We start from the raw sequence: 25,984 nt of genomic DNA on the forward strand, positions 1-25,984 counted from the left end.
GCCCGTCAGAGCCCAACGCAACGGGCCACCCAAGTCCAACATGTTCGATACCCCCACCACGAAAAAGGCGATTCCGGCCACAACTAACCGAGCCATGTACGCCAGATAGGACTTGGGCCTCACCGTTATCTCCTCGCGCCTGACCACCGGTTGAGGATGGGCCGGGTGTGCTTGCCACCGTTCGTCCCAAACAACCGGCTAGTGAGCCATCGGGGCTGGACAACTCTGCCCATCTGTCGCATGCCCAACCATTTGCCTACAGGTCCCGGCAGCGCTCCCCACCCCGCAGCCTGCAGGTACCCGCTTCTCGTCCTCTTGTTCTTAGGGGTCCCCACATGGTAGGCCCCAACCCCAGTGGCAGCGCCGATCGCCGCTGACATGATGAGGCCACCGGCGCCGGCGCACACGCCAGCAGTTGCGGCGGCGCACGCGCCGGCAGCGATCGCTCCTGCGATCACGATCCCCGCTTGAGCGTACGTTCTCCAGTTCTTACGAAAGTGGTTCCCAACCGACCGGCCAAACCTCTTCGCCTTGCTCCAGATCTTCTTCCACTTTACTTGACCGTCAAGATCATGCTGATTGATTGGGTCCTGAGGATACGTATAAGCGGTGGTGTTACCGCCCGAAACAGGGTCGGTGCTGGTGAAGAGGCCGGTCGTGGGGTTGTACAGCCGAGCACCCATGAGAGTAAGCCCGGTGGTGTCGCGGGCACGTTCCTTGCCGCCGAGCCAGCCGTAGGTGATCGCGCCGGTCTGCGTCGGGGTGGTGATCGGGTTGCCGTACTCGTCCCAGGTGCCGAGTGCGCCCAGCTGGAGCGGCTGGTCGACCGCGGGCAGAGCGACGGTCGTGGCGATGGAGCCGATCGGATCGATGAGGGACAGGGTGGCGGTGGTGCCGGTGATCTCCAGGCCGAGGTCGCCGGCGATCGAGGCGCCGTACCAGGTGGTGACCGGGCTGCCGGTCCCGGTCTTGGTCGCGTAGCCGGGGTTGTCGCTGGTGTCGGTGTAGTGCCGCACCGTGCTGGTCGTGGTCGTGCCGCTGACCGTGGACGCGGTGTGGCGGCGCCCGGCGGGGTCGAGCGTGTAGGTGGTGGTGGTGCCGTTCTGGGTCAGGCTCCGCGCGGCGTCGGTGTCGTAGTAACCGACCGTCAGGTCACCGGCCCCGGCTCCTGCGGGGGTGTCGGCACCGGGCAGCGTGGTCTGGCGTCCGAGGAGGTCGTAGACGTAGCTCCCCGCCCCGTTCGCCCCCTTCTGGACGCGGTCGGCGCCGTCGTAGTTCCAGGCCTTGCCGACGGTGCTCGCCGGAACGCTGGCGCAGTCGGTGTCGTACGCGGTCGCGTTCTGCGCGAGGCGGTTGCCACGCACGTCGAACCCGTAGGTCCGGGTGGTGCAGGTCCCGCCGGTGGTGTCGGAGACCGCGGTGAGGCGTTCGCCCTTGTCGTAGGTGAAGGACTGCGTGCGGGCGATACCGGTGTCGCCCGTCCCCGCCGTCGACGTGAGGGTGGTGGTCCGCCCGAGGACGTCGGAATCGATCGACCAGGCGAGCAGGTCCTGCTCGGGGTCGCCCGGCATGGCGGCACCCGTGTAGGCGAGCTCGGTGAGCTCGCCGGCACGGTCGTACGTCAGCCGCTGGGTGACGCGGCCACCGAGCAGAGACTGGCTCGTCATCGCGCCGGTGGCGTCGTAGGTGGCGGTGAACTGCCCGGTGCCAGGGATCTTGACCAGGGTGGGCAGACCGCGGCGCTCGCCCTCGGCGTCGTACCCGTACTCGACCGACCGGATCGGGTCGGTGACCTTCGCGACCCGCCCCGCAGCGTCGTAGGTCGTGGTGGTGACGGCGCCGTCGGAGTCGGTGTACGTCGTCTGGCGCCCCCAGGCGTCGTATCGCGTGGAGATGCGCCCGGTCTCGGCCCCCGTCGCACCGAGGGTCACGGTCGCGGCGACCTGTCCGGTCGCGGCGTCGTAGTCCGTGCGCGTCGCCGGGACCGGGGTCGACCCGGCGAGACCCGTCGCCACGGTGCCGACCCGGACGGTGCGCCCGGCGGCGTCGTACGTCGTGGTGGTGGTCCGCGTCGTCGCACCGAGCGACTCCACGGACTCGCGCGGTGCCAGGTAGTAGGAGTACTTCGTCGTCGTCTCGACGGGCAGGGTGGGCGTGGACTCGCCGGTGCGGGTGGAGCAGGCGAGACCCGCCCACTCGGGCTTGCTCCCGCACGCGGCGAAGACGCCGGTCTGGGCAGCCGCGGTGTAGTAGCCGTTGCGCGTCGTCGCGGCATCGCTGCCGGTGGCGCCGGGCTTGCGGGACTCGACCACCTTGCCCTCGACGTCGTACCGGGTCTTCGTGACGATGTTCTGCGCAGGGTCGTCCATCACCGTGGTCGACGTCGTGGCCTGCCCGAGGAACCAGCCGGAGGTCTTGTCGGTGTGCGGGGCTCCGTCGATGGCGTCGTACCCGGAGAGCGCCTGCGACACGACCGTCTCACCGGTCGCTACCGGCACGCTGGTGTCGCTGCTGCCGGTGAGCGCGTCCGCCTCGGTGACCGTGACGGCCGTGGGCAGGCGGTAGGCGATCCCCGTCTTGGGGTTCACCCCGCCGTTGGGCGCGCCCTGGTCGTAGTCGGTGCGGGTGTGCTTGCGCAGCAGCCCGTTGCTGGTCTCCCGCGCAGGTTCCCACACGTCGGTGACGACGGTCCCGGCGGGGGTCAGCACGGTCCCGGCCGCGATGGTGCCGCCGTCGTGGGTGATCGCGGTGGCTGCGGTGATGTCGGCGTTGTAACGGGTGATGGTGGCGTAGGAGTCGATGACCTCGGTCGCGAGCTGGCCCTGGGCTGCGGTCAGGGCGCGCAGCTGGGCGGTGGCCTTCTGGTCGAGCTCGTGCACGGTGCGTCCGCCGGAGTCGTACCGGGTCGCGGTGACCTGCCAGTCCCCGGCCCCGAAAGCGGCGGTGTTGACCACGCGACCCTCGGCGTCGGTGTACTGCAGGTCCGCGTACGGCCAGTCGGCCGCAGTAACGTCACCAGGTCCGGAGCCGGAGACCTGCTGCCTGTCAGCGGAGAACACCGCGGCCCCGTACGACGGAGGCGTCTCCTGGCCCCAGGTGGTCGTGGCGGCGGCCTTGAGGTCGGGCAGCGCCGTGCTCGTCGTCGCCGGGTCGATCCCGTACACGAACCGGGACAGCCGTGCCGCGGCCCCGCCCGTCGTGGCGGGCGCCCGCTCGACCGTCAGCAGGGACTTCGCGTCCTGGGACGAGGCACCGTAGGCGAGGGTGTAGGGAGCGAGGCCGGACGGGATGACGGTGGTCAGCAGAGGCTGCCCGGACGTCGAGGGACCGCCGTAGGCGTAGCTCGTGGACAGCCCCACTCGCGGGTCGGTGACCTTCGCCAGGCGCTTCGCGGAGTCGTACTCGTAGGTCGCCACGACGACGGTGCTCATGCCTGCGCCCCCGGCCTTGTCCGGGTCGTAGGCGGTGTAGGAGATCTGCTTGACCTGCCCGGCGACATCGGTGCCCGCGGTGGTGGCGGCGTAGGTGATGTCGACAGCCCGGCATCCCGGGTTCAGCGCGCCCGTGGCCGGGCACGTGACCCCGGGGGGAACGGGGGCGAGGATGCGGGTGATCTTCTTCGTCGTGGCGTCACGCGTGAACGACGTCGCTCCGGCAGTGCCCGGTTCCGTCACCGATGCAGGCAGCCACACCCGGTCACCTCCCGCGGTGTGGGAGTAGGTGAACCGGGTGACGGTGCCGTCTTCCTCGGTGAAGTCGAGCGTGGCCGCGGTGCCGGTGCCGGTCAGGCTGAGCTTGGCGCCGACCGTGGCGGTGTCCTCGTCGACCGCGGTGTACTGGCCCGGCTTCATCGCGATCTTCGTGCCGTCGGGCTGACGGAACACGAGTGCGCCACCCTCGTCGTCGATCAGGGAGATCGTGCCGTCCACGTCGGTGGAGTCCACGACCTCGAACCCGGCGATCCCGATGTCGGTGCCGTCGAACGACGCCTTCCACCCCGGCCCGAACACCGACGTGTCGTCGGTACCGGCCTGGGAGGAGTACGACCGCGAGACCGACAGGTCACCCACGTACCCGGGCACGGAGACGTCCGTCGCGGAGGTGTTGAACTCCCCCGTCCACAGCGCGACCTGCCCCGGGCCGGCGTCAGCGACCGGGTAGTTGTCACCGAACGCGTGCGGTACGCGCACCACGGACGAGCGCGACGTCGTGTCCTGGTTCCAGGTGCAGCGCACGATCCCGGAGGCGGAGTAGGTGAAGCACACCTGGACGTCCAGCAGGACCGGGACCCGCGACTTCCCCAGGGCTTCCGCTGCCTCCGCCGCCGACCACTGCTTGTTCACCGCCACCGCGGCGTTCGCTGCGACGGCGGGCAGATCTGTCGCCTTCGTCCACCCGGTGGTCGAGCCCTTCGAGGCGTCGTAGTTGGCCGGCTCCGCCGTGCCCGCGGCCCGCCACCAGATCGACGGCGTCACCGTTCCCGACGCGGTCGAAGGACTGCTGGCCTTGACCTGGAAGGTGTCCGTCGACTTGAGCCCCGTGACCGGCGACGCCAGCGCCGCGCCACCGGAGCCGAACCCGAACGTCGTCTCGGCCGAGGTCCACGCGGCCTTGTCGATCGCACGCACCTTCAGCGTGTGCGCCCCGTTCACGGGGTTCCAGCTGATCGTCGCCGTCGGTGTCGTGCCCGTCGCGGCGATCGAGGTCCATGCCCCGCCGTCCAGGGAGTACTCGAACCGGACGACGTCCGTCGAGGTCGACTTCAACGTGAAGGCGTTCGACGACGGCGGCGTGTCCTTCCACTGGCCGTTCGTGTATCCCGACGCGGTGATCGTCGGAGCCGTCGGCGCGCTCGTGTCGACGGTGAAACCCCAGCTGGAGTAGGTCTTCGAGGTCAGCGCACCGTCGCTCGACCACACTCGTGTGGTGTACGCGGTCCCGTTGACGAGGGCGGGGGTCGACGTGGCGGGCACGAACTGCGACCGCCCGCCCGACGCGACGCTCGATCCGGGCAGCTGGTTCCAGACCGCGGTCCCGGCAGGGTTGAGCACGGAGAACAAGCCCTTGACGTTGCCGCCGTCGGGGTCGGTCACCACCGAGTAGAACTTGGGCTTGGCGACCTTGACGTAGAGCACGCGGTTCGCAGCGGTCGAGCTCGGCCACCACGCGTACTCCCCCGCGCTGTGCCCCGAGTTCGTGGACACGTTCGGGTAGGAGTTGTACGTGACCCAGATGGAAGGGACGTAGGAACCTGCGTCGGCGGAGTTGAACTTCTTCCACCCGTAGGTGTCGGACTCGTTCTCCGCCTTCACCCCGAGCGTGATCTGGGAGTCCCCCCGGTTCGCGGCGTAGGTCATCGCACCCTTGACGTCCATCGTGACCCAGCCGTCACCGCACGAGTCGGCGTACCCCTTGGTCTGCGACGTCGTCAGCTGCCGCGTCAACCACCCGGGCTGGTTCGACCACCGTGTCGCGGTCGAGATCCCCCCGGTGTGCCACAGCTCCCAGTTCCGTGCCTGGCACGAGTAGGAGTGGAAGTTCCACAGCTCCATCGTCGCCGCAGACACGACCTTGCCGGCGATCGCCGACGTCGGGAAGTTGATGATCCCGCGCGCCTTCACCGCACCGCCGTTGTAGGTGCCCATCTGCATGTACGTGCGCGCCGACGTGTCGACCGTCGTGTCCGTCTGCACGTACAGGTCGAGCCCCTTGTTCAGGTTGACCTGTGGGTCGATCACCACGGGGAACTGCGTCCCCGCATCCGTGATCAGGGCCTCCACCCCGGACAGCTCTACCTGCGCGGTCGAGGCGTCGGCGATCGTCACCGACTCCTCCAGGGTCACCGCTTCCGACAACGGGTCGGCCTCCACGGGGACCACGGGGCCGCTGCCACCGGCGGTCGGCGTCCCGGCAGGCGTCTTCGCCGCGGGCGCCTGCCCGCCCTCGGCCTCCTTGCCGTACAGCACGTCCAGCTCGGGCAGCGGCGCCAACCGCGGCGCCTCCGGGTCGATCGACACCGCGGGCTCGAGCAGGGAGTCCGGACGGTGCTCCTCCACCTGCGCGTCCCAGGCCAACGGCGTCGCCCCCACGCCCACGACCTCGCCCGACGGCGCGCTCACCTCGAACCCACCGTCAGCGGTCGCCGCCACCGTGCCGCCCTCGGCCGTCACGACCAGCGGATCCTCGATCGCCGCTCGCGCCGCCTCCGCGTCGTGCGCGACGAAGAACTGCTCGAACCCGCTGTTCGTCGCCTCGACGACCAGGTCCAGGCCCTCAGAGACGCCCTCGTACGTCGCCCGCCGGCCTTCCAGCACCGGTTCCGGCAACGCGCCCGTCCAGTGCATCGCGGAGACCACACCGGTCTCGGTGTCCGTCACCGAGGCCAGCTCGACCGGAGCGTCGTCAGCGACCTCGACGGCACCGGAGATCTCCAGCCCCGAAACCGCGGCGACCGGGCGCACCACCCCGTCCTCGCCGGCCTCGAGCGTGAGGTCGACCTGCGCCCAGTCCTCCTCCGCGGTGCCGTCACCGCCGGTCTGCACCCACACCGGGCCCGACCCCTGCTGCGCCGTCCACTGCCCGTTCGGCAACGCCCACACCGAACCGGACTCCGTGCGCTGGGACAGGTCCTCCACGGGCGCGCCGGCAAGTCGCGCGTTCACCATCGCGGACCCGGAGTCCGGGGCGGTCCGCGGCACGAGTGCCGGGTCCACCGCCGCGGGTTCGGCGGCGGCCTCCGCCGGGAGGGACGCGGCGACCGCCGGCGCAGGGAGCGAGACCACTCCCACGCTCAGCGCGACCGCCCCCGCGAGGGCGGCGATCGACGCCCGCCACGCACCAGGAACACCAGAGAACGACACCAAGAACGCCATCGCGAACCAGCCCGATCTGTCACGGCACGCACCAGCGCGCACCGGAAACCGAAGCCCACACCCCCTGCGGGCAGGCCCCAGCCTGGTTCTCAGCGAGCTCACAACCAGCGAAGGTGCACGGACCATAGCGCACGGCGAGAGTCCTGCGCCACGGTCCCGCCGGGACGACGCTCGCGCGAGGCGCCACTCTGCCGGCGGCCCACCGCGCGAGCGACGTCCTGGCGTCAGTACGCGGTGCCCATGAGCTCGCGGACCTCGGCGAGGGTGCGCTCGGCGGTCGCGTTCGCGCGGGCGTTGCCCTCGCGCAGCACGTCGAGCGGGTCGGGCCCGTCCCCCGCGGCGAGGGCACGACGGCGGGCCCGCAGGGGGCGCAGGTGCTCGACGAGCGCCTCGGTCACCACCTGCTTGAGGCGGCCCGCCCCGGCGGCGCCGACCTCGTCCGCGAGGGCCTCGGGCGTCGTCCCGGCGGCGAACGCGCCCAGCGTGAGGAGGTTCGCGACCTCGGGCCGGCGCTCGGGCTCGTAGGTGACGTGCCGCTCGGAGTCGGTGCGGTGGCGGCGGACGAAGCGCGCGGTGGCGTCCTCGTCGTCGCGCAGCTCGAGCGCGTTGCCCGCGGACTTGCTCATCTTGTGCCCGTCGGTGCCGAGCACGGTGGGCGCGGGGGCGAGCAGGACGTCGGGCTCGGGGAAGTACGGCTGCGCGGCGGCGTAGCGCTGGTTGAAGCGTCGTGCGACGGTGCGCGTGAGCTCGACGTGCGGGAGCTGGTCCTGCCCGCCGGGCACGAGGTTGCCGTGGCAGAACAGGATGTCGGCGGCCTGGTGCACCGGGTAGGTGAACAGCAGGCCGCTCATGGGGCGGCCCTGCCGTGCGGCGGCCGCGACGGCCTCGGCCTTGACGGTCGGGTTCCGCTCGATCTCGGCGGTCGTGACGAGGCTGAGGAACGGCAGCAGGAGCTGGTTGAGCGCGGGGACGGCGGAGTGCGCGAAGACCGTCGTGCGGGCGGGGTCGATCCCGGCCGCGAGGTAGTCGAGGACGACCTCGCGCACGGTGGCGCGCAGGTCTCCGGCGTCGTCGCGGTCGGTGATGACCTGGTAGTCGGCGACGACGAGCACGACCTCGACGCCGTCGTCCTGCAGCCGGACGCGGTTCGCGAGGGTGCCGAGGTAGTGCCCGAGGTGCAGCGCGCCCGTCGGGCGGTCGCCGGTGAGGACGCGGAAGCCGGACGGGTCGGTCGCGAGCCGGGCCTCGATCTGCGCGGACCGCTCGCGGGCCGCCGCGACGGACGCGGTCGACGCAGACAGCCCGGACGGCGTCGCGGACGGGAGGGCCGACGGCGCGGGGTCGAGGGTCGTGGTCATGGTGCTCTCCTTCGGTGGGGAGCCACGCACCACGCCCGGTCGAGGACCGGACCGGCCCGGACATGACGACGTCCCGGCTGCGGCGCGCAGCTCGGGACGTGGGCAGGACTGGTCACGGCTGCGGAGGCAGCCACCACCAGCTCTGCGTGATCATGCGTCCACCTTACGCCCGCCGCGCGGGGCGACGGCCCTCGGCGAGAATGGTCGGATGCCTGAGATCTCCGTCGAGAACGTCACCGGTCCCGTCGCCTACCACGCGGAGGGCCCGGTGTGGTGGCCGGGCTGGGGCGGCCTGCGGTACGTGGACATGCTCGCGGGCGACCTCCTCACGCTCCGGCCCGACGGCGGCGTCGACCGCCTCCACGTGGGCGACCACGCGGCCGTGGTGCGGCCGCGGACCGGGGGCGGGTTCGTCGTCGGGCTCGCGCGGTCGGTCGCGGTGGCGGACGGCGACGGCGCCCCCGTCCGCACGCTCGCGACGCTCGTCGACGACCCGACGGTCCGCCTCAACGAGGGGGCGGCGGCGCCCGACGGCGCGTTCTACGTGGGCGGCCAGGCCGAGGGCGAGCGGCCGAGCGCGCTGTACCGGGTGGAGTCGGACGGGTCGTCGCGCGTCGCGCTCGACGGCGTCGAGGTGTCGAACGGGCTCGGGTTCTCGCCCGACGGGTCGCGGGCCTACTACGTCGACTCCGCGACGCGGCGGATCGACGTGCTCGACGTCGTGCCCGCCGCGGAGGACTCGCGCGGTCTCGTGCGGCGCCGGCCGTTCGTGGAGATCGACCCCGACGACGGCATGCCGGACGGCCTCACGGTCGACGCCGAGGGCGGCGTCTGGGTGGCGCTGTGGGGCGGCGGGGCCGTCCGGCGCTACTCCCCCGACGGCACGCTCGACGCCGTCGTCCCGCTCCCGGTGTCGCAGGTGAGCGCGTGCACGTTCGGCGGCGACGACCTCGACCGGCTGTTCGTCACGACCTCGCGCCAAGGGCTGGACGACCCCGACGCGGACGAGGCCGCGTCGGGGTCGCTGTTCGTGGCGGACCCGGGGGTCCGGGGGCTCCCGGCCCTGCCGTTCGCGGGCTGAGCGTCCCCGCGGTCGTCAGCGGACGGCGTCGCGCACGCGCTGCTCGGCGCGGCCCAGGCCGTCGATCTCGAGGGTGACGACGTCGCCCGCGCGCAGGTAGGGGAAGCGCCCGGACAGGGCGACGCCCTGCGGGGTGCCGGTGTTGATGAGGTCGCCCGGCTCGAGGACCATGTACTGCGACAGGTGGTGCACGAGGTACGCGACGTCGAAGATCATGTCGGCCGTCGTCGAGTCCTGGCGGGGCTCGCCGTTGACCCAGGACCGGAGCCCGAGGTTCTGGACGTCCACCTCGTCGGCGGGGACGAGCCACGGGCCGAGCGGGTTGAACGTCTCGCAGCTCTTGCCCTTCGACCACTGACCGCCGGAGACCTTCATCTGGTAGTCGCGCTCGGAGACGTCGTGGGACAGGACGTAGCCCGCGACGTGCTCGAGCGCCTCCTCCGGGGACGACAGGTAGCGCGCCCGGCGGCCGATCACGACGCCGAGCTCGACCTCCCAGTCGACCGTCGTCGCCCCGGGCGGCACGAGCACGTCGTCGTGCGGGCCGACGACCGTGTTCGAGTGCTTCCAGAAGACGATCGGGACGTCGGGCGGCGTCGAGCCGGACTCGGCGGCGTGCTCCGCGTAGTTCATCCCGATGCAGACGACGGCCGTCGGCCGGGCGACGGGCGCGCCGACGCGCAGCTCGTCGGCGCCGTCGAGCACGGGCAGTGCGCCCGCGGCGAGCGCCGCGCGGACCCGGCCGACGCCGTCGGCCGCGAGGAACGCGCCGTCGATGTCGCGGGTGAGCGGGTCGAGGGAGTACACGACCCCGTCCTCGCGGACGGCGGGACGCTCCTGGCCGAGGGGGCCGAGTCGGACGAGCTGCACGGGTGGGTCTCCTAGGTCGGGGCGGGTGGCGCGGTTCCTCAGGCGAGGGCGCGCGCGTGGTCCGGGTTGACGATCGACGGCACGGGGCGGCCCGCGAGGAAGTCGACGGCGTTGCGCGCGGTGTGCACGGGGAGGTCCTGCATGGCCTCGGGCGAGAACCACGCGGCGTGCGGGGTGAGCAGCACGTTGTCCAGCGTGCGCAGGCGCGAGTCGGCGGGCAGCGGCTCGGTCGCGTAGACGTCTAGCGCGGCCGAGCCCACGTGGCCGGACGCGAGCGCGTCGGCGAGAGCGTCCTCGTCGATGAGCGGCCCGCGGCACGTGTTGACGACCCGCACGCCCGGCTTCGCGGCGGCGAGCGTGCGGGCGTCGAGCAGGTGGCGCGTCGACTCGGTGAGCGGCGCGTGCAGCGTGATGACGTCGGCGCGCGCGACGGCCTCGTCGATCCCCACGGCCTCGTGCCCGTCGGACGCCACGGCCTGCGGATCGACGAACGGGTCGTGCACGAGCACGCGGTAGCCGAGCGCGCGGGCGGAGCGCGCTACCTCGGAGCCGATCCGCCCGTAGCCGATGACGGCGACGACGGTGCTGGACAGGCGCGCGGCGTGCTGCGCCGTCGGGGCCCACGTGCCGGCGCGCACCGCGCGGTCGTAGGCGACGAGGCCGCGGTCGAGCGTGAGGATCATCGCGACCGTGTGGCTCGCGACCTCCTCGATGCAGTAGGTCGGGGTGTTCGCGACGGCGACGCCGCGCTCGGTAGCGGCCGCGACGTCGACCATGTCGTAGCCGATGCCCATGCGCGAGACCATGCGCACCCCGCCCGGGCCGGCGACGGCGTCGAGCACGCGGGCCGTGATGGGGGCCCACTGCACGACGAGCGCGGAGGGCGCGGACCCGCTCGCGGCGGCCTCCTCGACGGCGGCGATCACCTCGTCCTCGGTGCGCGCGGCGGCGCGCACGGCCCGCAGCCCGGCGGTGGTCAGGGTGTCCTCGCACGCGGTCCCGGGCAGGTCGCAGTCGGTGATGACGACGGTGTCGGCTGTCATACGAGGAATGCTATAGCAAATAGCACCCTCGACCAACCCTCGGGCCGGTCGGATGCTATAGCGTGGGCTCATGACCCTTGCCCCGGACGGCGCCCGCCGCCGCCTCGCCCTCGTCACCGGCGCCAGCTCCGGCATCGGCGCCGCCACCGCCCTCCAGCTCGCGCGCGACGGGCACGACGTCTGGCTCACGTACACCGGCGGCGAGGCCGGTGCGCGCGCCACCGCCGCCCGGTGCGAGGAGGAGGGCGCCGCGACGCGCGTCTCGCGCCTCGACCTGCGCGACACCGCGTCCGTCGAGGCGCTCGTCGCCGAGGTCACCGACGCCTGGGGACGCCTCGACGTGCTCGTCAACAACGGCGGCGTGTGCCCGTATCGCGCGCTCGACGACATCGAGCTCGACGAGTGGGACCTCGTCATGGAGACGAACGCGCGCGGCACGTTCGTGCTGTCGCGCGCCGCGCTCCCCCTGCTGCGCGCGGACCGTCCGTCACCCGCCGGGGCCACGGTCACGCCCGACGAGCGGACCGCGCGCGACCGCGCCATTGTCAACCTCTCGTCCATCGCGGGCGAGCAGGGCGCGCTCAAGACCGGCGTGCACTACGCCGCGAGCAAGGCCGCGATCCTCGCGATCACGCGTTCGTTCGCGCGCATCCTCGCGAGCGAGGGCATCCGCGTGAACGCCGTGACGCCCGGCCCCGTGACGAGCGCGATCACCGACCAGCTCGCCCCCGACGCGCGCGCCGGGCTCACCGCGTCCATCCCCCTCGGGGACTTCGGCACGCCCGACGACGTCGCCTGGGTCGTCGCGTCCCTCGCCTCCCCGCGCGCCGGGTTCGTCACGGGCGCGACGTACGACGTCAACGGCGGCGTCCGGATCGACTGACCGCCGGTCCGCCGCACCACTCGCCCACCCCCTGCACGAGGAGGCACCCATGAGCACGTCCCCGTCCGCCGTCGTCACCGCCCAGGTCGACGCCTTCAACGTCCGTGACCTCGACGGCTTCTGCGCGACCTACGCGCCCGACGCCGTCGTGAGCGGCGTGACCCCCGAGCCGATCGTCGGCCGCGACGCCCTGCGCGCGTTCTACGCGAGCCGGTTCGAGGACACCGCGCTGCACTGCGTCATCGACGCGTCCGTGACGTTCGGCGACCGCTGGCTCGTCGCGCGCGAGCTCGTCACGACGTCGAACGGCACCGGCGAGACCGTCGCGACGTTCGAGGTCCGCGACGGGCTCATCACCCGCGCGAGCATGGTCAAGGGCTGACGTCGCGCCCCTGGCAGACTCCTGGTCATGACCAGGTCAGGACCGACACGCGCCGAGATCAGGGCACGGCACCGCCCAGAGGGCGCCGGGGTGTACGGCGTCTCGGTGCTCGACGCGGGAGCCGACTCGTGGACGGGCATGTACCTGTGCCACGCCGTCGACGCGGACCACGCGAGACGACGCGTCAGCGAGGCGGGTTTCCACAAGCGACAGATCCAGGCGCGCTGGACGCCGGCGAAGCCGCCGCCACGCGTCCCGAGCGAGCTCGCGGCCGGAGACGCTCGGTGGTTCCGGAGTCGACAGGACGACGACGGGTGGAGCCCCTGGGAGGCACTCCCCCCGGACTACCAGCACCCGCCGCAGTCACGAGCGGCCGTCGACCCGTCGATCCGCTGACCGGCCACGCCCCGGGCGCGACAGGTCCGTGGCGCGGCCGATGCGAAGAGCCTCAGGTGAGGCCGTACCGCGCGTCGAGGTCGGGGTCGTGGGGCGGGTCGCCGAACGATGCGGTCCAGGCGCCGTCGGCGGCGATCGACTGGCCGGACACGTAGCCGCCCTCGTCGGACAGCAGGAACGCGACGAGGGCGGCGATCTCCGCGGACTCGGCGATGCGGCCGAGCGGCGGGCCCTCGGCGAGGGCGCGCTCCTCGGCGGCCGGGTCGGCCGCGCGGGCGATCTGCGCGTCGAGGTGCGGGGTGCGCACCCCGCCCGGCGCGACGGTGTTGGCGCGGATGCCGTACCGCCCGTACGTCACGGCGACGGAGCGCGCGAGCGCGTCGATGCCGCCCTTGGTCAGCTCGTAGGCGGCGTGGTCGGCGAACGCCGCGCGGCCGTGGATCGAGCCGATGTTGACGATCGACCCGCCGCTCACCTGGTCGGTGAACGCCTCGACGGCGGCGGCGCAGCCCCAGAGGTAGCCGAGGCCGTTGATCTCGACGACGTCGCGCGCGTCCTGCTCGACCCGCGCTGCCCGCTCCGGGTCGGCGAGCGCGTGCAGCGGCGTGCGGACGGTGATGCCCGCGTTGTTCACCCATCCGGCGAGCGGCGCGAGGTCGCGCGCGGTCCGCGCGGCCTCGCGGTGGGCCTCGCGGTCGCGCGAGTCCCCCAGCACGACGGCGGCGCACACCCCCTCCTCGACCGTCCCCGAGCCCGGGGTGCGCTCCAGCCCGACGACGGTCCACCCGTCGGCGGTGAGGCGCGCGGCCACGGCGCGGCCGATGCCCTTGCCGCTGCCGGTGACGACGACGCTGCGGTGCTTGCTCGCGGGTCCGTCCGTGGGTCCGGTCACGGGGTCGCCTCCAGGTCGAAGCGGTCGGGGTCGAGCGTGAAGCCCAGGCCGGGCGCGTCGGGCGGGGTGGCGTGGCCGCCGTCGAACACGGGACCGCTACGCACGAGCAGCGGCGCGGGGTCGTAGGGGTTGCCCGCGGGCGAGCGGTCGAACGTCTCGACGCCGATGCCCGCCGCTCCGCCCAGGTGCACGCTCACCTCCGGGTACACGTGGCTGGACACGGCCTTCCCCCGCGCCGCCCACGCGCGCACGAGCGGGTCGGCGGCCGTGATGCCGCCGATCGCGACGACGTCGACGCGCGGCACGTCGAGCGCGCCCAGCGCGTCGAGCCGCGCGAAGACCTCAGGGTCGGTGACCTCGTCGCCCACGGAGAGCGGCAGCCCGGACGCGTCGCGGACGCGCGCCGCGCCGGCCGCGTCCTCGGGCAGCAGCGGGTCCTCGAGCCACGCGAGCGCGGGCGCGCTCTCCCCCGCCGCACCCGTGACGCCCCACGCGTCGAGGTCCGCGAGCGCCTCGTCGGCGTCGCGCCAGCCGAAGCCCACGTCGACGACGACGCCGCTGCGGCCTGCGACGGTCGGGCGACCGGTGACGTGGGGCAGCTCGGCGCGCAGGATCGCGAGCAGGTCGCGCATGAGCAGGCGGTCGGGCGAGCGCGAGATCTTCAGGAGCGGCCACCCGGCGCGCGCGTGCGCGAGCACCTCGTCCGCGACGTCGCGTGCGGTGCGGCCGGGCGTCGGGTAGGCGGCGACGAGGATCGCGGGGCGTGGCGCTGCGACGGCCGCCCCGGATGAGACGTCGCGGGGACTCCCGGCGACGGCACGTGCCGGAACGTCCCGGTCGTCGCCGCCGACACCCGGCTCCGCGGACCCCGCGAGGTGCGGGCCGTCGTCGAGCAGGGACCACACGGGACGACCGGCGAGGCGGCCCGCGAGGTCCCACAGCGCGACGTCGACCAGGCCGATCGCGCGCCGCACGAGGCCCACGCGACCGACGATCGCGGACCCGCGCAGGGCCGCGTCCCAGGCGGCGCCGACGCTCTGACGTGCTGCGACGCCGTCGGACGCGACGACCTCCTGGCCCACCACGTGCGGGGCGACGAGCCGGTCCACGAGCTCGGCCATGGGTGCCTCGCGCGTGAGCGCGTACGACTCCCCGGCGACGGTGCGGCCGTCGTCCGTCTCGGCGACGACGCGCACGCCGACGTACTCGCGGCGCTCGACCGTCATCGCGCCGAGGCGCAGCGGCTGCGGCAGCGGGACGACCGTCGTCGCGGTGCGGACGGCGACGACGCGCGCGGCGGACCCCACGCTCACTCCGGCTTCTTGGCGAGCGGCACGCCGTAGTCGACGAGGAACCCGCCGTCGACGTACACGGTCTGCCCGACCATGTACGCGGCCTGGTCGGACACGAGCCAGCTCACCGCGTTGCCGATCTCCTCCGGCTGGGCGAGCCGGCGCGCGGGGATGCGCGCGAGGATCGTCTCCTCCGAGAGCGTGCCCTGCGCGACGCCCTGGCGGAACACGCCCGTGTCGATGTACCCGGGCGCGACGGCGTTGACCCGCACGCCGCGCGCGGCCCACTCGGCGCCCGCGGTCGCGGTGAGCCCGATGACGGCGGCCTTGGTCGTGGAGTACGGGGCCCGGCCGGCGGAGCCGCGGGCCGAGACGGACGAGATGTTGACGACGGCGCCCCGGCCCGCCGCGAGCATGTGGCGACCCGCGGCCTGGAGGCACGCGAAGACGCCGTGCAGGTTGACGTCCACGACGGCCGACCACTCGTCCCACGTGAGGTCCTCGAGCGCGCGGTGGCGCTGGATGCCCGCGTTGTTGACGAGCGCGTCGATCCCGCCGAACGCCGCGGCGAGGCCGTCGAACGCGGCACGCACGGCGGCGTGGTCGGTGACGTCGAGCGGGGCCCACACGAGCCCGGGCGCGTCGGGGACGGCGCCGAGGTCGAGCGCGGGGAGGTCGTGCTGCACGACGTCCGCGCACACGACCCGGAACCCGTCGGTCGCGAGACGCTCGGCGACGGCCCGGCCGATGCCGGCCGCTCCCCCGGTGACGACGGCGAGCGGGACGCGAGGGGCGTCGAGGGCGGGGGTGGTCACTGGTCCTCCTCGGGGACGGGACGGGTCGGGGGTGCGGCGGACGTCGGTGCGGCGGGTGGCGGTGCGGCGGGTGGCGGTGCGGCGGGTGCGGCGACGCCGGGCGGCCAGGCGGCGGTGTCGGCGAGCACGTCGTCGACGACGGCGCACGCGTGCCGCTCCAGGCGTTCGAGCGAGCCCGGCGCGAGCGGCGACTGCCACGCCTGGTAGGCGCCGACGTCGTACGCCTCGAGGGTGGGCAGGTAGACGAAGCCGGGCCCGTTGGTGAGGTTCGCGACGACGACCGGCCGCGTCTCGGCATGGGCGCGCACCGTGCGCTGGAGGCGCGAGTACGCCTCGCCCGGGTGCGCGACGAGCAGCGCCTCACCGACGCGCCACACCCACGTGGGGTGCTGGACGGTCGGGCCGGTGACGTAGCCGTCGCGCAGGTTCCGCGCGCGGCGCAGGCGCTCCTCGCGCGAACGCGGGTCGATGTCGGCCCACTCGGCCTCGAGCTCGTCCCACGTCGGGAGGTCGCGCAGGTCGAGCGTGACGGGCTCCGCCACGGCGGCGAGCGTCCGTGCGTCGGGCCGGGCATCGGTGCCGGTGCCGGGGCCGGTCCCGATGCCCGCGAGCGCGGCCGACGGCGCGGGCTCCCAGACCGCGAGCGGCGCGCCGGACTCGACGACGTGGGTCAGCTCCAGCTCCGTGCCCGGCGGCGGGAGCTCGGCGAGCGCCGCGAGCACGGCATGGCCGAGGGAGGTGCCGTGCCGGTCCGCGACGGCGGTGTCGCCCGTGTACTGCTCGCGCGGCGCGAGCTCGCCCGACGCGCCCTGCAGGAACGCGACGGGAGCGCCCGTCTCGCGCTCGACGACGTCGCGCATCGCGCCCACGTAGTCGGGCGAGACGAGCCGGTTCTGCCAGGCGAGCGTCGTCGGGTGGCACGCGTAGTTGACGATCGTCGCGAGGGTGACGTCCTCGCCTGCGGGCGCCACGCCGTCGGGCCGGGTGTCCGTGGCGGGCGCGGGGCGCGCCGTGAGCCGCCCGACGACGACCGTGTCGTCCGCAGCGTCGGCGCCGGGCGAGCGCGGGGTGCCGGCGTCGGGGTTGAAGCCGACGAGCGGCCGGGGCGGCGCGCTCTCCGCAGCGGCTCCCGCGGTCGTGCCCGCGTGCCCGCCCGCGCAGCCGTCGAGCAGCGCCTCGCGGTTGGACGCGAGGCCGCAGCGGCCGGTCGTCCACTCGAGGGTCGCGGGCCGGAGGGCCCTGATCGCCTCCACGGCGGCGTCGGCCGCGGCGCGCGCCAGGTCGTGCAGGTAGGTGACGCCGCGGTCGCCGCCCGCGAGGTCGGCGTCGCCCGAGCACAGGACCGGCCCGGCGTGCGTGTGGGAGAGCGAGACGAGCAGGCGCTCGACGGGCAGCCCGGTCGCGTCGAGGACGGTCGCGCGCAAGGTCGCCTCGTCGTCGACCCGCCGCCACCACGTGCCGTCGATCGTGACGAGGACGAGGGGCTCGGCGGCCCCGAGGTCGGGGCGCTCCTCCGCGAGCGCCACGGCGGTCAGCGTCATCGCGCGGTGGGCGCCCTCGGAGACGTCCCAGTCCGCCGGGCCCCAGTTGCGGGCCCGGATGCCGGGGGCGGGCGTCACGTCGCGGACGGCGACGCCAGCCAGGCCGACGAACGCGGGGACGGGGGCCCGCGTGTGCAGGGCGACCATCGCACCTCCTCTGGGCTCGGGAGTGCCGATGCTATAGCATGTAGTCCGGTCGGGACGCCCCCGGGACGGCACCGTGGCCGCTATCCTTCAGCGGCGCCCCACCCTCGACGATCCGAGCCCGCCGCCCCCACGACACCACGGAGAAACCATGGCGCTCAAGAGCGTGCCGGACCAGAACGTCGCCGACCGCGTCACGGTCGAGCTGCGCGAGGCGATCTTCAGCGGCGACCTCGCGCCGGGCGAGCGGCTTGTCGAGCGCAAGCTCGCCGAACGCCTCGGCACGAGCCACATCCCGGTGCGCGAGGCACTGACGCGGCTGACCCAGGAAGGCCTCGTCGAGCGGCTCCCCCACCGCGGCGCACGCGTCGCCGCGCTCACGAGCCGCGACCTCGAGGAGATCTCGAGCCTGCGCACCCTGCTGGAGCAGTTCGCCGTCGTCCGGGTCCAGGACGCCTGGGACCCGGCGAAGGAGGCGAAGCTGCGCAAGACGGTCCAGCAGATGGTCCAGGCGGCGGAGAAGGGCAGCAACGCCCGTGTCTTCGAGCTCGACCGGCGCTTCCACGAGCAGCTCTGGGAGATGGCCGACCACCGCATGCTCATGACGCTCAACGCGCAGCTCCGCAGCCGCATCACCGGCTTCCTGCGCGCCGCGAACGCCGCGCTCGAACCCGAGGCGCGCGTCGCACATGCACGCACGCACGACCTCATCGTCGACGCCATCGCGGGCGGCGACCCGGGCACGGCCCAGCGCGTCATGGCCGAGCACATCGGCGAGGCCGCCGCGCGCCTCGCGAGCCACACGGACGACGACGCCGAGCCCGCCGCGGCGAACGGCTGACCGCCGCGGCGTCCGCGCCGTGCTGCGACTCTCGCGAACCCGGGCCGCCTAGGGTCGCGGGATGGACATCGTGCGCGCCGCCGAAGAGTTTGCCGCCTGGGCGCAGGCGCATCCCCAGGACTTCGGGGAGTGGGAGACGGACTACGAGGAGTGGCCCGCGACGTACGCCTGCGCCCGGGACCTCGTCGGCGAACGCCCTTTCACGCGATGGAGCGACACGGAGAAGGCCTCCTTCCTCTACCTCCTCGCGCGCGACAACGAGGTCGAGGACCTGGCCGACTTGCTCTCCGAGCACCCCGCGACGCTGGCCGGCGTCGCCGAGCACGTCTGCGCTGCGCCGGAGTCCGCGGAGCCCGACGCACGGTGGCAGATCGCGGCCTATCTTCCCGCCATCGGGCCTGACGCGACCCCGCTGCTCCTGACGCTCTTCGCCGATGACGACGAGTACGTCCGGCGTCGCGCGCTACTGTCGCTCGGCACGCTCCGGGCGCCGGCCGCGGAACGGTGCGCCGTCGCAGCCTGGGAGTCGGGCCTCGAGTACCAGCGGATCGCCGCGCTGCACGTCCTGCACGAGGTGGGTTCACCCCGGTTCTCGACGTACGCGAGGCTCGCCGCGGGCGACTCACGCCCGTACGTCCGACGGGCAGCCCAGCGGCTCGGCTGATGTCGGGCGAGCAGCAGCCCGGATGGCGGCACCGCCGCCATCCGGGGCGTTCGTGCGCGCCCAGCCCGGCCCGCACGGTCCGTCGCGTCGCACGCCGACGGTCGTCCCGCGACCCTACTTTTGCTATAGCATCCCGTCAACACCGGCCCGGACCCTGGACTGCCATGCACCTGCGCACCGCCACGCCCGACGACGTCCCCGCGCTCTACGCCCTGTGGGGCCGAGCGTTCGCCGCGCCGCTCATGGTGCCGGTCTACGAGACGGACGACGGCCGGCTCGACCGCACGCACGTCGCCGTCGACCCGGACGCCGGCCGCGTCGTGGGCTCGGTGTACTGGACCCCGCGCGAGCTCGGCGGGCCCGACGGCAGCGCCCTGCGGGCGGGCGGGGTCGCGAACGTCGCGACCGCCCCCGAGGCGCGGGGACGGGGCCTCGTCCGCGCGCTGCTCGCGCGGGCCGTCGAGCAGATGGAGCAGGACGGCGCGGACGTCGCGCTCCTGTTCACCGGCACCCCGGACGTCTACCGGTCGAGCGGCTTCGAGACGTTCGACGTGCCGCTCCTGCGCGGCGCGCCGCGTCCGGTCGACGAGCCGGACCCCGGGCACGACGACCTCGACGACGACGGGCTCCCGACGGACGCCGCGCCGTCGGACCTCGTGGGCGACGCCCCCGTGCGGACCCGCACCGACCGCCTGCCCGGCGTCCCGTGGCCCGCGTGGTCGGTCGCGCTGCGGTGGGAGCAGCTCGCCGCGCTGCACGACGCGTTCGACACCGTGGCGGGCGGGCCGCGCCCCCTCGCCACCCGACGCACCGCCGAGCACTGGGAGCACCGCATCCCGCTCTGGTACTCCGGCGCCGAGGTGTTCACCGCACGGGCAGCCGACGGGGAGGTCGTGGGCTACCTCGTCCTGGAGCCCGAGTCGGACGTGCTGAAGGTGCGCGAGCTCGGACTCGACCCGACGTCGGACCGCGCGCCCGACGTCATCGACGCCCTCGCGCGCACCACGCTCCACCGCGCACACCTGCACGGCGCCCCCACCGTCGAGGTGCGCCTCCCCGCGCACGCCCTGACCGACCGCTTCGCCGCCGCGGTGCTCGACGCGCCCGTCGCCGCGACCGACACGACCGGCATGCTCCGGCCCGTCCGCGCGGCGGCCGACGTCGTCGCGCACCTCCGCGACGCCGCCGCGGCCGGGGTGGCCTTCCACTGGCCCGGCGACTACCTGTGACCGGCTGACCCACCCCTCGAGGTAGAGCCCCGGTCCGCCGAGGTAGAGCCGCAGGTCAACGAGGTAGAGCAGCAGTTCGCCGAGGTAGAGCCATGGTGGGCCGAAACGGAGAACCCCGCTCTGGTGCCCGACGGCGCGTGCTCAGGACGGTGGGATCGGTCCAGGTCGTCGCTGTCCACGCATGCGACATTTCCGTGTCGCAGCATGGCACCGCTACGTCGATCAGGCGGTTCGGGCGCGTCCAGGTCGCCTCACGCACCCGTTTCGCCTGCTCGACCCGCCGGGACGGCCTGGTCGACGAGGCACCGGGCCGCCACAGGGGATCCCCCAAGGCCCGGCGGTCGCCGAGTGGCGGGCGGGCATGGAAGTGAAGAGGCGATCGAGCCGGGCCTCCCGGACCACGACCGCCAGACCGACCGACGGCGCGCCGACCCAAGCCCGCGCGCGCCGCGGGTCACACCGCGGCTCTACCTCGCGTGACCAGACCTCTACCTCGCGCAACCACGGTTCGACCTCGCGCGACCGGAGTTCTACCTCGCGCAACCACGGCTCTACCTCGCGCGACCACGGCTACACCTCGGCGCCGCCTGCGTGCCGAGCTCCGCCTCGGTTCAAGTGCTATGGCAATCGTTCTTGCTCGACAACCGCTCTGACCTGCGCCGACGCCTTTCGATCTGCCCTTGACGATGCCATAGCATCCCGCTACTCTCCGAGAGTCCGGTTCACCGTCGCAACGACGCGCACGAACCCGCTGACCCCCGACCCAGCACCGGAACCGCACGACCCCCGCAGCACCGCTCCCCCGGAACACCCCGCAGCCCCGGGCCGCCGGAGCCACCGCGTCGCCCGCCCGCACGGCGTCCTCCCGACGTCACGAAGGGTGCCCCCGTTGTCCACTCCCCGATCCCAGACCCGCCCCGCGCCCATCAGCTCCGGCGCGACCGACCCCACGACCGCCGAGGCGGCGTCGTCGCCCTCGCGCCGCCACCTGCTGCGCGTCGCCGGCATGGCCTCGCTCGCCGCGGGCGCCGTCGCCCTCGGCACCGGCAGCGCGCACGCGGCGCCCCTCGCCGGCACGCTCCCCGCGAGCAAGAACGACAAGCCCGACGACGAGGTCCTCGTCGCCGCCACCGTCGCGCAGCTCACCGGCTGGAAGGCCAAGAAGCTCGACGACGGCGCCGTCGCCCAGCTCCTCGGCCACGCGACCCCGGGCGACGGCGCGGCCCGACTCCTGCGCTACGACGCGCGGTCCACCGCGGCCCCGAACGGCGGCACCGTCCTCGCCCCCAGCGACGCCGGTGCCACCGGCCGCTGGCACACCGTCCACACCGGCACCGCGGACTTCCGCTGGTTCGGACTCTTCGGCCCCGAGAACCCCGCCGACGACGCCCTCGACGCCCTCGTGAACGACCCCAGCATCACCCGCATCGAGGCCCGCACCGACCTCAACTTCACCCGACGCCACACCTACACCCGCTCGAACCTCGAGCTCGACTTCGGCGGGCGCACGGTCACGACGGAGGGCATCGAGCGCAACGCCCACGACAACCCGTTCGGCGCGGTCCTGTTCTTCCAGGGTCGCGTGACCGACGAGACGCAGCAGCGCACGCTCGCCACGACGCTCCCCGACCTCACGGACGTCTTCGAGGTCGCGGACGCGGGCGCGTTCGCCGTCGGGCAGTGGTGGGCGCTGCGCTCGGACGAGCGCCCGGGCGGTGGCGGGGACGAGCGCGAGCTCCAGCGCCTGGTCCAGGTCACGCAGGTGCTCGACGCGACGCACGTCCGCGTCGACTACAAGAACGGCTGGGAGCTGCCCGCCGGGCGCGTGCTCACCTGGACGCGCGTCGAGCCCGTCGAGCAGGTGCACGTGCGCGCGATGACGTTCCACGGGTCCGGGCCCTTCGACGGCCCGGCGAACGGCGAGCTGCCCGACGACCGCGAGATGACCGGCTCGCACCCCGTCGCGTTCGAGTACGCGGTGCGCTGCGACGTCTCGGACGTGCACGGCCACCGCACGTGGTGGCCGGTGATCATGCGGCGCTGGAACACCCACTTCGTCACGGAGCGGTGCTCGGTCGCCAACCCGCCGACGGTGTTCTACGGCGGCGCCGGCTACCTCACGCAGCAGATCTACTGCCTGTACGGGCGGGTCTCCGACTGCACGAGCCACAACGCGCGGCACCTCAACGACCTCACGGCGTCGGCGTACTGCCTCGTGGAGAACTGCCACGGCGACGGGGACGACCAGGGCGGCAACCCCTTCACGACCCACGGCCAGTACGAGCACGACCTCGTGTTCGTCGGCAACAGCGGGCTCATGGACATCGCCAACTCGGGCGGCCAGTGGGGCACGGCGGCCAAGCGCATCACGGTCAAGCACCACACGTGCTCGTGGTTCGTCGCGGGCACCAAGATCACGGACCTCACGCTCGAGGACGTGCACGTCGTCGCACGGTCGACCTTCGACCCGCAGGCGACGCTCACGATCAACGCCGACGGCGCACAGGTGCGCGGCTGCACGGCCGGCTTCTTCGCCGTCGGGCAGCGGTCGTCGCTGTCGCGGCGCCCGACGGTCGTCGAGGACTGCGCGTTCGCGCTGCCCGCGGGGTCGGTGCTGCACCAGACGCCGGTGACGACCCCCGTGCACTTCGTGCGCACGCGCATCACCGGCGTGGACGGCACGATCCTGCGCGGCGCCGGTCCCGTGACGTTCACCGACTGCGAGCTCGTCGGCGGCACGGACGAGGCCCCGGCCGCGCCGGTCGACCTCGGCTCGGCGGACGTCACCGTCACGGGCGGGTCGTGGCAGGGCGTGGGCGTGCGGCTCAGCGGCGCGCGCGACCAGCGGCTCGTGCTCGACGCCGTCCGGGCGGCCGGCACGACGACGGCCGGGGCCCTCGTCTCGCGCGGCACCGGCGCGGGCGCCGTGGACGTCACGCTCCGCGGCGCCGACCTGCGGGCCGCCGACGGCACCGCGCACGTCGCGCTGCGCCCCGGCGACCGCTACGCCGCGACCGGGTCGCGGTTCACGGGCGGTCGACTCGACCTGCCCGACGGCGTGCGCGTCCTCCATGCCCGCAACGTCGAGACCGGCGTCGACCGCGCGGGCCTGCCGACCGCGGGCGACGGCGTGCTCGTCGACGCGAACCTCACCGTGTGACCCGCCCGGGCGACGCCCGGGCACCCTGCTACCGCCTCCCCACCGACACCCGCGCCGTCGCGCCGGGCCGACGAAAGGACACCCCCATGACCCTCGAGACCACGACCGAGCCGACGCCGGCCGCGCCGGGCGAGGCCGCCCAGCCGCCCTCGCGGCGCAACCTGCTGCGCGTCGCCGGCATCGCCTCCCTCGCCGCGGGCGCCGTCGCCCTCGGCAGCGGCAGCGCCCACGGGGCGCCCCTCGTCGGCGCGCCGCTCGCGGCGAAGAAGGACGACAAGCCCGACGCCGAGGTCCTCGTCGCCGCTACCGTCGCCGAGCTCACGGGCTGGAAGGCCAAGAAGCTCGACGACGGCACCGTCGCCCAGCTCCTCGGCCACGCGACCCCCGGCGACGGCGCCGCCCGGCTCCTGCGCTACGACGCCAAGTCCACCGCCGCCGCCAACGGCGGCACCGTCCTCGCCCCGACCGACGCAGGAGCCAAGGGCCGCTGGCACACCCTGCACACCGGCACCGGAGACTTCCGCTGGTTCGGCCTCTTCGGCCCCGAGAACCCCGCCGACGACGCGCTCGACGCCCTCGTGAACGACCCGAGCGTCACGCGCATCGAGGCGCACACGGACCTCAACTTCACGCGGCGCCACACGTTCACGCGCTCGAACCTCGAGCTCGACTTCGGCAACCACCTCATGACGACCGAGGGCATCGAGGACGCCGGGCAGGACGACCCCTTCGCGGCCGTGCTGTTCTTCCGCGGGAAGGTCACGGAGGACGTCCGGAAGAACACCCTCACGGCGACGATGCCGGAGCTGCGCGACGACTACGAGGTCGCGGATTCCTCGCAGTTCGAGGTGGGCCAGTGGTACGCGGTCGAGGTCAACGCGCTCGCCGGCCGGTGGGAGCGCGAGCTCCAGCGCCTCGTCCAGATCACGCAGGTCGTCGACGCCACCCACGTGCGCGTCAACTACAAGGCGGGCTGGTCGCTCGCGAAGGGCCGCACGCTCACGTGGACGCGGGTGGAGCCCGTCGAGCAGGTGCACGTGCGCAACCTCGCCTTCCGCGGCCGGCCCGACGGCGACCAGTACACGGGCTCGCACCCGATCGCCTACGAGTACGCGGTGCGCTGCGACGTGGAGAACGTGCACGGCGTCGCGACGTTCTGGCCGCTCGTCATGCGCCGCTGGAGCACGTTCTTCCGCACGGCGGGCTGCTCGCTGACCAACCCGGCGTCGGTCACGTGGGGCGGCGCGGGCTACCTGACGCAGCAGATCTACTGCAACTACGGGCACGTGGTGGACTGCCACACGACCAACGCGCGGCACCTCAACGACTGGACCGCGTCGTCGTACGGGCTCGTGGAGAACTGCCACGGCGACGGCGACGACCAGGGCCCGTTCGTCACGCACGGCCAGTACGAGCACGACCTCACGTACGTGGGGAACTCGGGCCTCATGACGTTCGCCAACTCGGGCGCGGCCTGGGGCGGCGCGGCCAAGCGCATCACGGTGACGCGCCACGTGTGCTCGTGGTTCGTCGCGCGCGTCAAGGTCACCGACCTCACGCTCGAGGACGTGCAGGTCATCCGCAAGGACGGCCTCGCGGGCTCGGGGATGCTGTGGGTCAATGCCGACGGCGTGCAGCTCCGCGGCTGCCAGGCCGACGACACCCTGATCATCTCCCAGGCCTCGGCGCTGTCGAAGCGGCCCAACGTCGTCGAGGGGTCGCGCTTCGCGGTCCTGCCGGACACCGCGATCACCCAGGCGAACGTCACGAACCCGGTGCACCTCGTGCGCACGACCCTCAACGGGCTGAAGAACGCGTCGTTCGCCGGGAAGGGCGCCGTCGTGCTGGACACGTGCACGCTCGAGGCGGCCGAGGGCGAGGGCACGGTGACGGTGAGCGGCGACCTCACGGTGCGCGGCGGCGTCGTGCGCAACGTCGCCCTCGTCGCGGCGGGCGCGGCCGAGCAGACCGTCCGGCTCGACGGCGGCGCCCGGCTCGAGGGCAAGCCGGCGGGCGGGAGCTTCCTGCGCAGGGCCAAGGCGGACAAGCCGGTCACCTGGGCGCTGGACGGCGTCCGGAGCACCGCGCCGTCGGGCGACACTGGGCACGTGAACCTCGACGCCGGCATCAACACGTGGTCCGCCACGGGCTCGACCTTCGCGGGCGGCACCCTGGCGCTCGCACCGTCCGCCCTGGGCGGCGACTCGTTCGTCCTCCACAGCGGCAACGTCGAGCAGGACGTCACCCGCACGGCGTTCCCCGACGACGGCGACCGCGTCGTCACGACGGGCAACCTCGTCGTCTGACGCGCCCGCACCCACGCCGCTCTCCCCGCCGGGCGCACCCCGGCGCGGGAGCAGCGCGCGAGGTGGGACGACGAAGGGGCCGGGGGTGGTGAGTGCGGGTCGTGGCGGGCCTGGCGGGAGCGCCGCGAGGAACGAGCAGCGCGGATGGTAGACCCGCACTCACCACCCCCGGCCCCGGCCCACGACGACCACCGCGCCGGCACCCCGAGCCGCGG

17 protein-coding genes are annotated in these 25,984 nt (G+C 73.8%); 9 read left to right on the top strand and 8 right to left on the bottom strand.

From position 1 onward, the window contains the following. Positions 1-125: 125 nt before the first annotated feature. Together RDI86_RS04045 and trpS are read right to left on the bottom strand one after the other, a co-directional pair. Positions 126-6,872, bottom strand: a complete 6,747-nt coding sequence (locus RDI86_RS04045; RefSeq protein WP_308820758.1) for an RHS repeat-associated core domain-containing protein — start codon at positions 6,870-6,872, stop codon at positions 126-128. 224 nt (positions 6,873-7,096) lie between these two features. After that, the gene (trpS, locus tag RDI86_RS04050) at positions 7,097-8,230 is read right to left on the bottom strand and encodes a tryptophan--tRNA ligase (protein ID WP_308820759.1); all 1,134 of its coding nucleotides are present in this window, start codon (positions 8,228-8,230) and stop codon (positions 7,097-7,099) included. 208 nt (positions 8,231-8,438) lie between these two features. Here trpS and RDI86_RS04055 point away from each other — a divergent pair, with 208 nt between their 5' ends. Further along, on the top strand, positions 8,439-9,311 hold the full coding sequence (locus tag RDI86_RS04055; RefSeq protein ID WP_308820760.1) for an SMP-30/gluconolactonase/LRE family protein: 873 nt from the start codon (positions 8,439-8,441) through the stop codon (positions 9,309-9,311). Between the two features lie 15 nt (positions 9,312-9,326). Here RDI86_RS04055 and RDI86_RS04060 read toward each other — a convergent pair whose 3' ends face one another. Together RDI86_RS04060 and RDI86_RS04065 are read right to left on the bottom strand one after the other, a co-directional pair. Further along, positions 9,327-10,181 (bottom strand): fumarylacetoacetate hydrolase family protein, encoded by an 855-nt coding sequence (locus RDI86_RS04060; protein WP_076403326.1) that lies wholly within the window; start codon positions 10,179-10,181, stop codon positions 9,327-9,329. Between the two features lie 38 nt (positions 10,182-10,219). Next, positions 10,220-11,224 (bottom strand): C-terminal binding protein, encoded by a 1,005-nt coding sequence (locus tag RDI86_RS04065; protein ID WP_308820761.1) that lies wholly within the window; start codon positions 11,222-11,224, stop codon positions 10,220-10,222. Positions 11,225-11,294: 70 nt separating this feature from the next. Between RDI86_RS04065 and RDI86_RS04070 the strand changes: the two genes are divergently transcribed. From RDI86_RS04070 to RDI86_RS04080, 3 genes are read left to right on the top strand one after another with little or no spacing between them, the layout of a single operon-like run. Further along, entirely contained in the window at positions 11,295-12,107 is an 813-nt protein-coding gene (locus RDI86_RS04070) for an SDR family NAD(P)-dependent oxidoreductase (protein ID WP_043653776.1), read from the top strand. Positions 12,108-12,156: 49 nt separating this feature from the next. Continuing rightward, positions 12,157-12,489 carry a nuclear transport factor 2 family protein gene (locus RDI86_RS04075; RefSeq protein WP_251176551.1) on the top strand — a complete coding sequence of 111 codons (333 nt, stop codon included), beginning with the start codon at positions 12,157-12,159 and terminating at the stop codon, positions 12,487-12,489. A 27-nt stretch (positions 12,490-12,516) separates the two neighbouring features. Next, entirely contained in the window at positions 12,517-12,885 is a 369-nt protein-coding gene (locus RDI86_RS04080) for a hypothetical protein (protein ID WP_308820762.1), read from the top strand. A 52-nt stretch (positions 12,886-12,937) separates the two neighbouring features. Here RDI86_RS04080 and RDI86_RS04085 read toward each other — a convergent pair whose 3' ends face one another. The 4 genes from RDI86_RS04085 to RDI86_RS04100 are packed head-to-tail and all read right to left on the bottom strand — an operon-like array spanning position 12,938 to position 17,572. Then, positions 12,938-13,777, bottom strand: a complete 840-nt coding sequence (locus tag RDI86_RS04085) for an SDR family oxidoreductase (protein WP_308820763.1) — start codon at positions 13,775-13,777, stop codon at positions 12,938-12,940. Continuing rightward, positions 13,774-15,090, bottom strand: coding sequence for an enolase C-terminal domain-like protein (locus RDI86_RS04090; RefSeq protein WP_308820764.1), 1,317 nt, complete (start codon positions 15,088-15,090; stop codon positions 13,774-13,776). Before RDI86_RS04090 ends, RDI86_RS04085 begins: the two co-directional genes overlap by 4 nt. After that, entirely contained in the window at positions 15,087-15,884 is a 798-nt protein-coding gene (locus tag RDI86_RS04095; protein WP_061266643.1) for an SDR family NAD(P)-dependent oxidoreductase, read from the bottom strand. The genes RDI86_RS04090 and RDI86_RS04095 overlap by 4 nt, the downstream gene beginning before the upstream one ends. Further along, the gene (locus RDI86_RS04100; RefSeq protein ID WP_308820765.1) at positions 15,881-17,572 is read right to left on the bottom strand and encodes a hypothetical protein; all 1,692 of its coding nucleotides are present in this window, start codon (positions 17,570-17,572) and stop codon (positions 15,881-15,883) included. The genes RDI86_RS04095 and RDI86_RS04100 overlap by 4 nt, the downstream gene beginning before the upstream one ends. Before the next feature lie 148 nt (positions 17,573-17,720). On the opposite strand from RDI86_RS04100, the gene RDI86_RS04105 reads away from it, so the two are divergent. The 5 genes from RDI86_RS04105 (at position 17,721) to RDI86_RS04125 (ending at position 25,769) form a co-directional block, all read left to right on the top strand. Further along, positions 17,721-18,410: a GntR family transcriptional regulator gene (locus RDI86_RS04105; protein WP_168945415.1), complete on the top strand. Its 690-nt coding sequence runs from the start codon at positions 17,721-17,723 to the stop codon at positions 18,408-18,410. A gap of 61 nt (positions 18,411-18,471) precedes the next feature. Further along, positions 18,472-19,074, top strand: a complete 603-nt coding sequence (locus tag RDI86_RS04110; protein ID WP_308820766.1) for a HEAT repeat domain-containing protein — start codon at positions 18,472-18,474, stop codon at positions 19,072-19,074. Positions 19,075-19,238: 164 nt separating this feature from the next. Further along, a complete protein-coding gene (locus RDI86_RS04115; RefSeq protein ID WP_308820767.1) occupies positions 19,239-20,303 on the top strand; it encodes a GNAT family N-acetyltransferase in 1,065 nt (354 codons plus the stop codon). Between the two features lie 889 nt (positions 20,304-21,192). Beyond that, a complete protein-coding gene (locus RDI86_RS04120) occupies positions 21,193-23,463 on the top strand; it encodes a peptidase C14 (protein ID WP_308820768.1) in 2,271 nt (756 codons plus the stop codon). An 86-nt stretch (positions 23,464-23,549) separates the two neighbouring features. Beyond that, on the top strand, positions 23,550-25,769 hold the full coding sequence (locus RDI86_RS04125) for a peptidase C14 (RefSeq protein WP_308820769.1): 2,220 nt from the start codon (positions 23,550-23,552) through the stop codon (positions 25,767-25,769). Positions 25,770-25,984: the final 215 nt, after the last annotated feature.

It is taken from the genome of Cellulosimicrobium sp. XJ-DQ-B-000, assembly GCF_031119065.1.
GTDB classification, from domain to species: Bacteria; Actinomycetota; Actinomycetes; order Actinomycetales; family Cellulomonadaceae; genus Cellulosimicrobium; species Cellulosimicrobium funkei.